This is a genomic window from Methanosarcina sp. (assembly GCF_035390745.1).
Lineage (GTDB): Archaea > Halobacteriota > Methanosarcinia > Methanosarcinales > Methanosarcinaceae > Methanosarcina.
On the sequence record NZ_DAOOUJ010000016.1, the window covers coordinates 35,461 to 47,362 of the forward strand.

At 43.0% G+C, this 11,902-nt stretch carries 17 protein-coding genes and 1 tRNA gene; 2 read left to right on the forward strand and 16 right to left on the reverse strand.

Annotation, left to right across the window (positions count from 1 at the left end; all coding sequences use genetic code 11):
- Positions 1–30: 30 nt before the first annotated feature.
- The 12 genes from ftsY to PLL47_RS06130 form a co-directional block, all read right to left on the reverse strand.
- Entirely contained in the window at positions 31–1,287 is a 1,257-nt protein-coding gene (gene ftsY / locus PLL47_RS06075; protein ID WP_324445305.1) for a signal recognition particle-docking protein FtsY, read from the reverse strand.
- A gap of 180 nt (positions 1,288–1,467) precedes the next feature.
- Positions 1,468–1,896 (reverse strand): prefoldin subunit alpha, encoded by a 429-nt coding sequence (gene pfdA, locus PLL47_RS06080; RefSeq protein ID WP_324445306.1) that lies wholly within the window; start codon positions 1,894–1,896, stop codon positions 1,468–1,470.
- Positions 1,897–1,901: 5 nt separating this feature from the next.
- Positions 1,902–2,078 carry a 50S ribosomal protein L18Ae gene (rpl18a, locus tag PLL47_RS06085; protein WP_324445321.1) on the reverse strand — a complete coding sequence of 59 codons (177 nt, stop codon included), beginning with the start codon at positions 2,076–2,078 and terminating at the stop codon, positions 1,902–1,904.
- Positions 2,079–2,134: 56 nt separating this feature from the next.
- Positions 2,135–2,794: a translation initiation factor IF-6 gene (locus PLL47_RS06090; protein ID WP_324445307.1), complete on the reverse strand. Its 660-nt coding sequence runs from the start codon at positions 2,792–2,794 to the stop codon at positions 2,135–2,137.
- Positions 2,795–2,824: 30 nt separating this feature from the next.
- Positions 2,825–3,094, reverse strand: a complete 270-nt coding sequence (locus PLL47_RS06095; RefSeq protein ID WP_324445308.1) for a 50S ribosomal protein L31e — start codon at positions 3,092–3,094, stop codon at positions 2,825–2,827.
- Between the two features lie 19 nt (positions 3,095–3,113).
- Positions 3,114–3,269, reverse strand: a complete 156-nt coding sequence (locus PLL47_RS06100; protein WP_082089462.1) for a 50S ribosomal protein L39e — start codon at positions 3,267–3,269, stop codon at positions 3,114–3,116.
- 266 nt (positions 3,270–3,535) lie between these two features.
- Positions 3,536–4,138, reverse strand: coding sequence for a DUF7411 family protein (locus PLL47_RS06105; RefSeq protein ID WP_324445309.1), 603 nt, complete (start codon positions 4,136–4,138; stop codon positions 3,536–3,538).
- A 5-nt stretch (positions 4,139–4,143) separates the two neighbouring features.
- Positions 4,144–4,512: a DNA-binding protein gene (locus tag PLL47_RS06110; RefSeq protein ID WP_324445310.1), complete on the reverse strand. Its 369-nt coding sequence runs from the start codon at positions 4,510–4,512 to the stop codon at positions 4,144–4,146.
- Between the two features lie 79 nt (positions 4,513–4,591).
- Positions 4,592–5,041, reverse strand: a complete 450-nt coding sequence (locus PLL47_RS06115) for a 30S ribosomal protein S19e (RefSeq protein ID WP_324445311.1) — start codon at positions 5,039–5,041, stop codon at positions 4,592–4,594.
- Between the two features lie 288 nt (positions 5,042–5,329).
- Complete coding sequence (locus PLL47_RS06120; protein WP_324445312.1) at positions 5,330–6,607, reverse strand: adenylosuccinate synthase; 1,278 nt, start codon at positions 6,605–6,607, stop codon at positions 5,330–5,332.
- Positions 6,608–6,804: 197 nt separating this feature from the next.
- Complete coding sequence (locus tag PLL47_RS06125) at positions 6,805–7,110, reverse strand: TIGR00304 family membrane protein (protein ID WP_502883680.1); 306 nt, start codon at positions 7,108–7,110, stop codon at positions 6,805–6,807.
- A 53-nt stretch (positions 7,111–7,163) separates the two neighbouring features.
- Positions 7,164–7,478 (reverse strand): TIGR00304 family membrane protein, encoded by a 315-nt coding sequence (locus tag PLL47_RS06130; protein ID WP_324445314.1) that lies wholly within the window; start codon positions 7,476–7,478, stop codon positions 7,164–7,166.
- Between the two features lie 795 nt (positions 7,479–8,273).
- Between PLL47_RS06130 and PLL47_RS06135 the strand changes: the two genes are divergently transcribed.
- Both PLL47_RS06135 and PLL47_RS06140 read left to right on the forward strand, forming a co-directional pair.
- The gene (locus tag PLL47_RS06135; RefSeq protein WP_324445315.1) at positions 8,274–9,515 is read left to right on the forward strand and encodes a proteasome-activating nucleotidase; all 1,242 of its coding nucleotides are present in this window, start codon (positions 8,274–8,276) and stop codon (positions 9,513–9,515) included.
- A gap of 151 nt (positions 9,516–9,666) precedes the next feature.
- Positions 9,667–9,741: transfer RNA gene (locus PLL47_RS06140), tRNA-Glu, on the forward strand.
- Between the two features lie 91 nt (positions 9,742–9,832).
- Here the strand turns inward: PLL47_RS06140 and PLL47_RS06145 are convergent.
- The 4 genes from PLL47_RS06145 to PLL47_RS06160 all read right to left on the reverse strand — a co-directional run.
- Positions 9,833–10,423 carry a winged helix-turn-helix transcriptional regulator gene (locus PLL47_RS06145; RefSeq protein WP_324445316.1) on the reverse strand — a complete coding sequence of 197 codons (591 nt, stop codon included), beginning with the start codon at positions 10,421–10,423 and terminating at the stop codon, positions 9,833–9,835.
- Positions 10,424–10,613: 190 nt separating this feature from the next.
- Complete coding sequence (locus tag PLL47_RS06150) at positions 10,614–10,925, reverse strand: pre-peptidase C-terminal domain-containing protein (RefSeq protein WP_324445317.1); 312 nt, start codon at positions 10,923–10,925, stop codon at positions 10,614–10,616.
- On the reverse strand, positions 10,925–11,086 hold the full coding sequence (locus tag PLL47_RS06155; RefSeq protein WP_324445318.1) for a hypothetical protein: 162 nt from the start codon (positions 11,084–11,086) through the stop codon (positions 10,925–10,927). Before PLL47_RS06155 ends, PLL47_RS06150 begins: the two co-directional genes overlap by 1 nt.
- Positions 11,087–11,433: 347 nt before the next feature.
- Positions 11,434–11,902 (reverse strand): hypothetical protein (locus tag PLL47_RS06160; protein ID WP_324445319.1); only part of this gene is annotated, 469 nt, incomplete at its 5' end.

The window sequence follows — 11,902 nt, forward strand, 5'->3', positions numbered from 1 at the left end:
GAAGGATTAAAAGCCTGACAGGAGCAGGATTTACTGGCCGAAAAGCTGGTCCACGAACCATTCGGGTTCGAACTTTTTAAGGTCCTCGTAGCCCTGGCCTACTCCAAAAAAGAGAATCGGCTTGCCTGTAATGTAAGCAATTGATATGGCAGCCCCTCCTTTGGCATCGGCATCGATTTTAGTCAGGATTGATCCGTCAATAGGGACAGCATCATTGAACTGGGCAGCCCTTTCTACAGCATCGTTTCCGGCTACTGCTTCGTCTACGAAGATAATAAGGTCAGGAGAGCTTACCCTGCAGATCTTTTCCATCTGGGCCATGAGGTTCATATTTGTGTGCATGCGGCCTGCCGTGTCAGAGAGCACAAAATCGATTTTATGCGCTTTTGCATACTGAACAGCATCATAAATAACTGCTGCAGGGTCTGCTCCTGCCTGATGCTTTATCATCTTTACCCCAAGCCTGTCTGCATGAATCCCGAGCTGGTCAATAGCGCCTGCCCTGAATGTGTCTCCGGCAGCAAGGACCACGGAATACCCTGATTTAAGCAGCCTGTGTGTCATTTTCGAAATGGAAGTAGTTTTTCCTGTCCCATTAATCCCTACAAAAACAATATGTACTGGTCTCGGCCGGTTTTTGACATACTCGTCAAAATCAAAAGTGTTGGCAGATACAACATCAAGAATTGCTTTCCTCAGGGCTGCTTCAACTATATCTCCGGTATTGCTCCCTATCCTTTTTGTCGTGCCTGTAAGCTGTTTCTTTACTGACTCGACAATCGCCTCGGAAACTGATACTGCGAGATCGCTTTCCATGAGGCCTATTTCAAGCTCCCACAGAGGCTCTTCAAGGTCTTTTTCATCCAGGTATACTTCCCTGTTAAAAACAAGAGCTTTTGCTTTCTGGGCAAACCCGACTTTAGGGGCGAGCTTTTTGAAAAAAGACTTTTTCTCTTCAACGGGCTTTTCTTCCTCTTTTTCTGCTTCTTTCTTCTCTGCAGCCCTTTTTCTATCTTCAACCTTTTTCCTGTATTCAGCCTTTTTCAGATCCTCTATCGAAATATGGGCGGTTTCCTGAGGGGCATTTCCCTTTTCGGGACTTTCTTCTTCAAGAGCAACCTCGGCGGCTTCTTCTTCAATTACAGGCTCAATTTCTTCTTCGAGGCTTTCTTCGCTTTCAGGCACCTGCTCAACGATTACTGGCTCGACTTCCACGGCCTTTTCATCAATCGTTTTGCTGAATGCCTTCTTAAAACTCCCAAGTTTTTCTTTAAATTTGTTGAACACAGGATCCATCCCGAAAAGATCAGTAAAAAATAGTAATTGAATTATGAAATAATCGAAATCAGCAATAATTTGAGTACATTAAAGTTAGTGAACTAATTAAAGTTAATGATTTTATTCGGTCACTAAATTCGGTTTCCGGATTCTTGGAACCCGTTACCTGTTCCTGAGCCAGGGCTGATCTCATGCCTGGCCAGGTTGAAGTTTTGCAGCTTCTGTTTCAAGGGCCTGCATTCCCTGTGCAAGTTTAGTCAGTGAAGCGTTCATCTGCTCAAGGATTTTTGTAAGCTGCTCTTTGCGGCGGTTAAGAGTCTCAAGGGCTGCCTCTGCAGTCTCTTCCGCACTGAAGCCTGCTCCGAGGTTGACAATAACTTTATCCGGATTCTTGACTTCAGCATAAACGTAAGAACCAAAACCTACAGGTACCATGGTTTCCGCAGTCTTTCCTGCTTCTGAAGCTGCTTTCAGCTCATTTATTGTTGTAATTGCCTGATCACAGCTGGCAATGGATGCCTGTACCATGCTCATTTCCTGCCTGAGCGCTTCAGCCTGCCTCTGGAATTCCTGATGCCTGGCTGCCAGATTCCTGATTTCTTCACTGACTTCTGCCATATCCTTCACTCCTCAGCTACGCTTTCGATCTGGATCTGGCTTCTCTTAATGCTGTGCTTGCTTCCGAAGATCGAGTATGTCTTATCGGTTGCATTCTTTTCATTCTGACTTTCGATCTTCTTTGTGAATTTTTCCCAGGAATTTCCTGCTTTAAATTTACCTTTAACAATAAAACTCTTCATCATTACCACTCTCTTGCTGTAACTTTGTTCTGGGAACAGATGGATGATATGATGTTTCACTCCAGGAACCCGAGGGCTTCCTCAATTCTTCCAAGTTCCGGCCCTGTTGTTTCGGAGCCTGCTAAAAAGTTCTTTGAATTAGCTAACAGGCCTGAACCAAGCATCTGGGTCCCGAAGTTAGTTGTTCCTATGTTTACCGGAAGCCCGAAGATCTCTTCCAGAGTCTCTCTTTCCGAAACTGTTACTTTCGGGTGTACAAGAAGCCCTTTGTTTGTAACGACTCCTGCCATCCCTACATTTTTTATTCCGGCAATTGTTCCCCTGTAAACCTCAACTTTAAGTGTTCTGGCAATGGCTTCCAGAGCTCTGTCCGAAAGCTCGGGATGCACAAGGGCTGCGAAATCGTTTGCAAGCACAATGTTTCCAACTGCATTCAGCCTGTCCGGAAGTATGCCTGCAGGGATGCCCAATACTTTCTGCATCTCTTCGACATTGGTCCCGTACGGAAACAAAAACCCATTTGAGTTACCCCTGGAAAGGGCACCCACTACAGTGCTTCCGTTTACAAGGGTTTCAACTACCCTTACATCCAGAGTCTCTTTGAGTAAAGTGCAAACCTCCGGTTTTGTAAGAGGAGGAACGAGAGCAAGATCTTCTGTACAGGTTGCAAATACCCCTATAATTGAGGTATCGTAGATATCCACTGTTCGAATCATATTCTTTGATTTTTCGCTTTACTGGTATATTTACTGGGCAAGTTCTGCCTGTACTTCACCATCTGCGAATTTGACAGCCCGTACCCGGATTGAGAGAGGCGGCTTTTCACAGCCCTTTTCCCAGAGGCGTTCATTGATGGTTTTGTCCAGCTTAACCTGCTCAGCTTCGGTCTTCATGTGCCTTACGAGAAAACCCCTTACTTCTTTAACTGCCCTGTTGGCTCTTTTCCATGCAGGGACTTTTCTTACTTCTCTGAGGGGAATCGTGTATATCTGTTCTTTGACCATGTCGTCTGCCATTTTTTCCCACCGTCCTCGCTTACTTCACATCCAGGCTTCTTCTTCTCCAGTGTCTGCGCCTGGGATGGCTCACTACCTTCCGGTTAGTTTTAACAATAGCCCACACCGGGACTCTCGAATTCTGCTTGTGCGCCTTTGCCAGACGCTTCTTCTGTCCTTTCATGTTATGACTCAAGTGGATCACACCTGTTGACCTGTAAGTAATTTAATTCAGTTAATTTAGTATGTCCGGTAATTAGCTGATTGTGATTTCAACCCTGTAATTGCAATTTTACCACTCTGAATAAAAGGCTGGTCTGCAAGCCATGTCCTGTAAATTCTATGATTGTATGTGGTTAATCTGCAGCAGTATAGGGGTTGAATATAACTCGATTCTATAAATCTTTATTCCAGATTTTTTCCCTTCGGGGAGGCTTCCAGTTTTTAAACACATATGCTTTTTCAGGGATATTTTTTCCTTGAAAGTACATGGGACTGGAAATGAACAGGAAATAGTTCCCTTATTCTCTCTTCTCCCTGCCTCTGCCGGATTAATTCCCTTAGCTCTGTTTCGTAATCTGCTTTCTGGGTACTCTCACTCGGACCCTGTTCAATGTTCAGGTAGCATCCGACTAGAGAGTCTATAACCTTTTTCCCGTAGCCTTTAAGGGGGCAGAAATACTGAACTCCCAGCCTATCCTCAATGCTTCTGATCTGTGAAATAGAAAGCACCGGAACCCTGTCGTCCCGTCTGGTCCCGTCGGCAATCAATTTAACTGCCGGGTCCAGAGCAAGGGTTTCGACAGCCCTTTCGTGGATATAATTGATAGCTGCTCTCGGGAACCCTTCTTTAAGTACCAGCTCGTATGCCTTTTCCAGGATTTCTCGATCAAGGGAAAGAGTCCTGTGCGGAAAATGCAACTCTTTTGCAGTTTTTGCTGCAATTTCTCCCGTAGGGAGCAATCCGAAGTTACAGGTTACGAGTTCTACCTCGAAAAACGGTTCCAGTAAAAGGGCAGAGAGCGAACTGTCCTTGCCTCCACTGAAAAGGACCGAGACTTTCATTGTGCTTAAACCCGAGTTATGGACGTCTTGCGCTTTTGCGGCTGCATCCGCATCAGGAGTGTTTTCAGCTGTTCGTCATTTATCTGAGACTGGAGCCTCCCACCCTGGGCAAGCGAAATCAGCTGCATCTCAAGCTGTTCTCCGAGGGCTGGCCTTGACATCTTAAGAGTTGTCAGGCGTTCCCTTGCTTCAGGAGTCAGGATCTGCCTCAATATAGACTGTTTTTGAGCTTCCATTTCAGCTCTTGCCTGCTCCTGCTGATAGACTGCCTGCATGTCAGACGGCTGCTGCTGTGCCTGCTGCCTCTGAATTTCTGCAAGTCGTCTCCTTCGGATTTCTTCGAGTTCGTTATCCATATTTGACATGGCAATCACCGAAAAAACCGGTTTTCTGGAATATATTATAGATATGAAAGGGGTCCGGATTCAGGTCCCTTTCTAAAGGATTTTCTTCTCAGTATTTTGCAAGTTCCGGGATTTTCTCAAGCAGCTCCTGTTTAAGTTCATGAGCTGCGTTATCCATCATGGAACGTCCTTTTGGAGATACTGTTCTCCCGTCCTTTACCTTCTGCAGGAAGCCTGCGGCTTCAAGCTGCTGAACTGACTTTCTTGCAATAGAACCGCTGCCTTTTGCTTTGTGGAAAGGCTTGGAACCGTTGTCCTTCTTTCCTCCGTAGACTGATCTGAGCCTTTCGATCCCGATTGGCCCATCGGTGTAGATCTTTCTAAGAACTGCTGCACACCTTACGTACCACCAGTCATCGTTGTTCGGAGGGAGTTCTTTGTGAACTCCGGTCTTTACGTTCCCTGCCCATTCCGGAGGAACGATCTTTTCATTTTCTTTAAGAATGCCTGCAAGCTTGTTGATCATTTCCATTGCAGGGACATCAAATACTGTTGTCATGTGTACTCCTCATGCGAATTAATTTTTTGCAGGTTCGGGCGATAGCGCCGATTCTTCCCCCCGAATCTGTCAGGAATGTAACTCTTGTTCTCGGAAAGAGGTAACTCTTTATGCTCTTCCGAGTTGTCCATTGCTGGTTTTAGCTGGCTACGGACTCTTAAAATTTGGGCCGAAAGGCCCGATAATGCCGGTTAATGTGAATTTAGTCTAAACTGGAAAATGGGGTTGATATACTTATTGGTTAATATATACATCTTTCGGCAATCTGCCGGACAGGCTTACTAAATGTTATTCCTCTTTTTTAAATGTTTGTGCCCTTCCCGGACCTACAGATATATACTTTATAGGGACTTTCATGAGCTCTTCCAGCCTCTCAACATAGTTTCTGGCATTTTTCGGAAGCTCATTATATGCTTTGACTTCTGTCAGGTCGTCTTTCCATCCGGGCAGGTCTTCGTACACAGGACTGCATTTCTGGAGGTCTTCAGTAAGTTCCGGAGGATAGTCCAGGCTTTTTCCATTATATTTGTATCCTGTGCAGATCCTGAGAGTGTCTAGCCCTGTAAGCACATCAAGTTTGGTAAGGGAAATTTCCGTATATCCATTGAGGACGATAGCCTTTTTAAGGAGTGGCAGGTCGAACCAGCCGCATCTTCTGCCTCTGCCTGTAGTTGTTCCGAATTCTCCTCCGGCTTTCTGTATTCTTTCTCCCAGTTCTCCGGTGAGTTCTGTCGGAAGCGGTCCTTCTCCAACTCTGGTTATATAGGCTTTCACTATGGCAATGACATTGTCAACCCTTGTTGGTCCAACTCCAAGATTTGAACATGCAGAGCCTGCAATTGTAGACGACGAGGTTACGAATTTCTGGGTCCCGTGAATAACGTCAAGGTGGGTTCCCTGGGCAGCTTCAGCCATTACATTTCTACCCTCATCGAGAGCCTGATTGATTTCCCTCGATACGTCCGTAACATATGCAGCAAACTGCTCACCCAGTTCCAGGTACCTTTTTATGAGTTTCGGGTCCCGGACAATCTTTGGGTTCCCGCCCATTGCTTCGATCTCTTTTTCTTTCTGGGGAGCAAGTTCTTCAAGCCTTTTAAGGAAACGCTCTTTGTCCACAAGTTCAGCCATGCGGATCTCGTCTCTTGCCACTTTATCGATATATGCATAGCCGATTCCGCGTTTTGTGGTTCCAATCTTTGTTTCCCTTGCAGCTTCTCTGAGCCCGTCAAGCTCTATGTGGTAGGGCATTATGATGCTGGTTTTTGCGTCCACACCGAGCTTTTCTGCATTGACGTTTATTCCGTGCTTTTCAAACATCTCGATTTCTTCGGCTAAAACCTCAGGGTTAAGGACAACCCCAGGCCCGATAAGGACCCTGGCATTAAGCAGGATGCCTGACGGGATCAGGTGCAGCTTGTAGACCTCGTCTCCTACTTTGACTGTGTGGCCTGCGTTGTTCCCTCCCTGGAAGCGGGCAACAACGTCATAGTCTTTTGCAAGAAGGTCGACAATCTTACCCTTTCCTTCGTCACCGAACTGCGCGCCTGTGATTATCGTAAACATAAGCCTTGAATCGGGCTTAACCTTAATAAGGTTTTGTCCGGTTTGTTTACCTTCGGCTCTGCATATTTTCAAACCAGTATTTATTATAAATCCCCGTTAAATTTGCCTGCGGTAAAAAGGGCAGTTAGTTTCATAATGCGCTTTACTTCACTTTAGAAAACATGAAATCCAGTCTTTGAATATGAATGGCGTCAAATTCAGAAAAATGCACCTCTGAAAATAAGCAGGCTGAGAACCATCAGGATTATCGCAAGAATTATCGCTGTTTTTGCGCTTTCCTTATCGCTTCCAAAGATAATAGGGATTGGGCCGAGCATGATTACTCCTCCTCCTTTTATTCTGGATTCGGCTTTTCCTGAATATGGCTCTTTCTTTTCGGATCCTTCTTGCCTGAAAGAGTTTTCTGAACCAGCTTCTTTTTCATAAACGCCTCTTCTTTTTGATTCTCCTGCTCCGCGCTCTGAATTCTCACGCAAGCCTATGGCTGTTCCGATCATAAGCATTAAAAACCCGAAGAATATTATGAAAAACCCAGTCAAAACAAGTATAATTCCAATCAACGTTTCGTCTTCCACAGAAATAGATAGAGAACTGCTACCAATAATCCTAGCCCAAGCATATTTGTTGTAATTTCAGGCGTAGAACCGAATACAATCGGAATGGGTCCGAGCATTATCAGTCCGCCCATCTGGGCATTTGAGGGATGCTGTAACATTGTAAGTACAATGCCTAACAATACTATAATGAAGCCAATAAATGTGACTGTTGCGCCTACTCTTAGAAAATCTTCTGATGCACGCATGTGGAATGATATTATGCATTTATTATTAAATCTATCCTTTAAATTTTTTATTTCAGTAGAAGACTTCATTCTTTTTCTTAGTTCTCAAGGCGAGTTTTAGACCTTCTTGTTTATATTTATTCTCTAAAAGTCAAGTTTTCAATCCATTTTCAAGGATTTACTGGAAGTATCTCTTTTTATACCTAATTCTCTTTTATCTTTCAAATGATATGTTTATATATCTCCCTATTCTCAGGGCGGACGTGTATAAGATAACTCAAATTTTATTTTTGCTTCAGAAGTTCTGGCTCTCTCGTAGAGAAATGTGGGGACACTAAAAACTGATAATTAAAAACTGATTAATTAGGAGATGGAAAAATATAAGATTTGAAAGAAACATAAAAAGAAAGTCAAGTGGTTACAGTAAAGTAATTTTCCGGGGTCATAAATGCATTGTGGGTATTGCAGAAACTTATATATATCCTTTTTATATTTATAGGTATATATTTGTTCTTCTTACTTTGATACACAGTATTAATACCCGGTATCTTAATATATACTGTGAACACGATAAGAACCTCTTCAGTTGCATTTTAACTTTCAATGTATGTGGTCCTGTAAAATATATATATAAATTGTTAAGTTGTCCTGTTATGGTAGACTTGAGCAGACTGCCTTTTATTGCAGGCCAAATACTTTAACTCGATCATTTAAAGGCAAGTGAATTGAAAAGCCGATTATTTCGTTACATATGTTACAATTACAATTGTTATAATTAAAGTCCGATCAACCGAGACAAACTAGTATCACACAGGTTTAGAGACCAACTGGCTTGAAGCCGGTAGAACTCAGATCAATTTTATACGATAAAACAGGTGTTTTCAAATGTCAGAAGACAGTGCCGTAAGATCCTCCCTGGAAGATATTAAGTCCAGGGTAGAGTTTGAGCTTGAGTGCGGGGAGATCAGTCCTGAGGACGTAAAATCCCTTTTAACCGAGGTAGAAATACTCAAGGTCCAGAATGAAAATATGAAGGCACGGCTCCTTGAAGCCAGCGTAGCTACAGGCAGGCACCTTCAGGAGATCAACAAATTAAAAGCCCATCTGGAGCAGCTTACAGAACCTCCGCTTTTCATTGCCACCATTCTGGAGGTAAACGGGGAAATTGCCCTTATCAGGCAGCACGGAAACAATCAGGAAGTCCTCACACAGATCCCGGAAGAATGTATGGGGAAAATAGAGCCCGGAATGAGAGTTGCTGTAAATGGGGCTTACTCAATTATCTCTATAGTGAGCAGGGCTGCCGATGTACGGGCACAGGTTATGGAACTCATCAATTCTCCAGGTGTGGATTACAGCATGATTGGCGGGCTGGACGAGGTGCTTCAGGAAGTCCGTGAAAGTGTGGAACTTCCTCTTACCGAGCCCGAGCTTTTCGAAGACCTGGGAATCGAACCTCCGTCAGGGGTTCTTCTTCACGGGGCTCCTGGTACCGGAAAGACCCTTATTGCAAAAGCTATAGCTTCTCAGGCAAAAGCCACCTTTATTCGGATGTCAGGTTCTGACCTTGTCCAGAAGTTCGTTGGAGAAGGCTCAAGGCTTGTCAAGGATATTTTCCAGCTTGCTAGGGACAAGTCTCCAAGCATCCTCTTCATAGACGAAATCGATGCCGTGGGCAGCATGAGGACCTATGATGGTACAAGCGGTTCTGCAGAGGTAAACAGGACAATGCTCCAGCTCCTTGCCGAAATGGACGGTTTTGACCCCAAGGGTAACGTAAAAGTGGTTGCTGCAACCAACAGGATTGACCTCCTTGACCCAGCTCTCCTAAGGCCTGGCAGGTTCGACCGGTCTATTGAAGTTCCGTTGCCTGATGAAAAGGGCAGGATTGAAATCCTTAAGATCCACACCCGCAAGATGAAACTTGCCGATGATGTGGACTTTGAGAAGTTTGCCAAGGTCCTTGCAGGAAGGAGCGGGGCAGAGATTAGCGTAATTGTCAAAGAAGCCGGAATATTTGTCCTGCGCAGGCGCGGCAAAGAGATCACCATGGCAGACTTCATGAAAGCCTACGACAAGGTCGTAAACGTTCAGGAACCCACAATTCCACAGGCCATGTTCGTGTAATTTTGGGAAGCAGCTTTTCGGAAACTGCCGGGAAAAAGGTAAATTCCCCTCCCGGCTGCTTCAAATTTTTTCGAAAATCAGTCGAAAGGTTTATATTTTATAACTCACTTGAAGGTATGCTGTCTTAGAGGCAGCGCATAATTAACAGCGTGCTCCGATAGTGTAGCTCGGCCAATCATTCAGGACTCTCACTCCTGCGACTGGGGTTCAAATCCCCATCGGAGCACTTTTCCTTTTTACACTTCCTTTTTTGATGTTACAATTCAGTACACAAGCCTTCTTTTTATCTCTCGGGCTGTATTCTAGAGCTACATTTTTTACGTCGTTACTGCGAGAGGTTGCAGTTCTGTATTCTCTGTGAATGTATCTATATACTTATCAATAAGGAGTTTATATTCAGGGTTTATTCTGTAAATTACTTTTTTTCCTTCTTTTATCTCTATTATAAGGCCGACTTCTCTGAGGTTTTTGATATACCAGCTAACTGTTGGCCTGGAAACCCCCATCTCACGAGCAAGAGCTACATTTGTATTACAATTTTCACTCATTATTCCCGAAATTATTCTTTTATTCGTCAGATTTTGAAGAGTAGAAATAACTTTTTTTTCGTCCTCGTTATAAATTAAAAGATTTTCGAAATACCTTGTCTTCCCGCCGTCTTTATAGGCTTCAATTTTCTTCTTGGCTTTAAGGGTTTTAATGTGATATTTTACTGTTTCTCTGTCCAGACCAATCTGCTCTACAATTTCACTGATGTATGCTCCTGGTTTGGTTTTTATATACCCATAAACCCTGTAGCGGCTGGAATTTTCGAGTACATTTCCAGGGTTTACAATTCTATATCCTAATATTGAGAAAAACAACTTCTGAGGGTAGAAAAGATCAATTGTCGATATAATGTACATCATACCCAGCCATAACAGAAACTGCCAGCAGGGTATTTCAGTGACCTCAAGCTGTGTTACTTCTTCTCCGTTAATCGGGACTCCGAATTGATCACTTGAAATAGGTTGTACTATATACTCATGAGCCTCAGATGTTGATATTAAAAGAACAAATGAAAAAAATAATAAACAGAGGATAAGCTTTTTTTGAAGCTTATTGATGCGCAGTGGCACCAAATGTGTAATCCTCGCTTCCAACAACAGACACTCCTTTTACCTTGAACTTCCATACTCCCGGTTCCAGACCGTTTTTAGAGGATATTCTGATGCTTATTTTACCATTTATACCATCTGAATCGTCGTCATCATAGTAAGTATTCATCCTGATTCCATCAGGGTCATAGGCAGTAAGGGATAGGCTACTCTTTGTGTTCCCCCAGTCTAACTTCAGGTCAAGGCTAGTTGTCCCAGACGGCACAGTTGCTTTGTGATATTTACTCTCACCCTGCTTTATATAATAGGCCATCAGAGCACCTCTTCTTCCTCGATCAAAATAACGGAAAGTGGTGTCCCAGTACGAGGAGAGTCATTTTCCAGGCGTTCAACAATGTATTCTTTTCCGGTGGAAGTCGTAATAACTTCCTTTCGTGAGCTTACTGAATTACAACCTGTCAACAGATCACCCAAAAAAATGAGAGGGAATCTGCATATAAATCTTATGATTCTGGATCTTATAAGTGGCACGACTGCATTTTTTATAAATCTGGAGTTATATTTCTTTAACTGTCTAATATCTGCAATTTAACTGCAATGTTTGTTTAACTTGATTTTGTTTTTGGATTATACAACCTGCATTTTTCATATGTTAGGCTGTCCGACATATTTATAAAGTATAATATCATAGGACAATGCTCTTTGCAATTATCTTTATCTAAAAGTCTGTGGGGAATAACTATAATTTTGAGCTATATCAAAAACAATTTCACATGTTTTATCCCGAAATTGTTTCAGGATAAAACAGGATCAGTTCATTATTAATTTTTATATATCTTCATAAAAATCGTCTTTTCAGAAATTGTGCTCTCTACCCTGGCCCCGTAAGTTTCAAGCAATCTTTCAATTGCCATTTTGTTTAGCTTTGAACTATTGAGCCCAAAGCTATGAGTAATTAGCAGCTTATAATGGGTGCCATTATCCGTATAATCTATCGTATCGAACCAGTTTGACATACTCCCCATAATAATCACTCCCTTGACGAGATCTTTTAGACTGATTTCCTTCAGAGGCTTCTGAAAGTAATATTCCATTGTGTATTCTAGAGGTTTACAATTGGCCAGGTACTCATTAAACATCTCAAAACTAGCAGTCTCCAATAGTAATTTTAAATTATCTTTCAGGATAATACATGTCGTATTCATCGATCTTTGAGTTAGCCAGATTTTTTCTTCCCTTGTTAATTCTGGACTCTGTTTTGAGCTGTTTTCCAGGTTTTCCAGCGCTAGT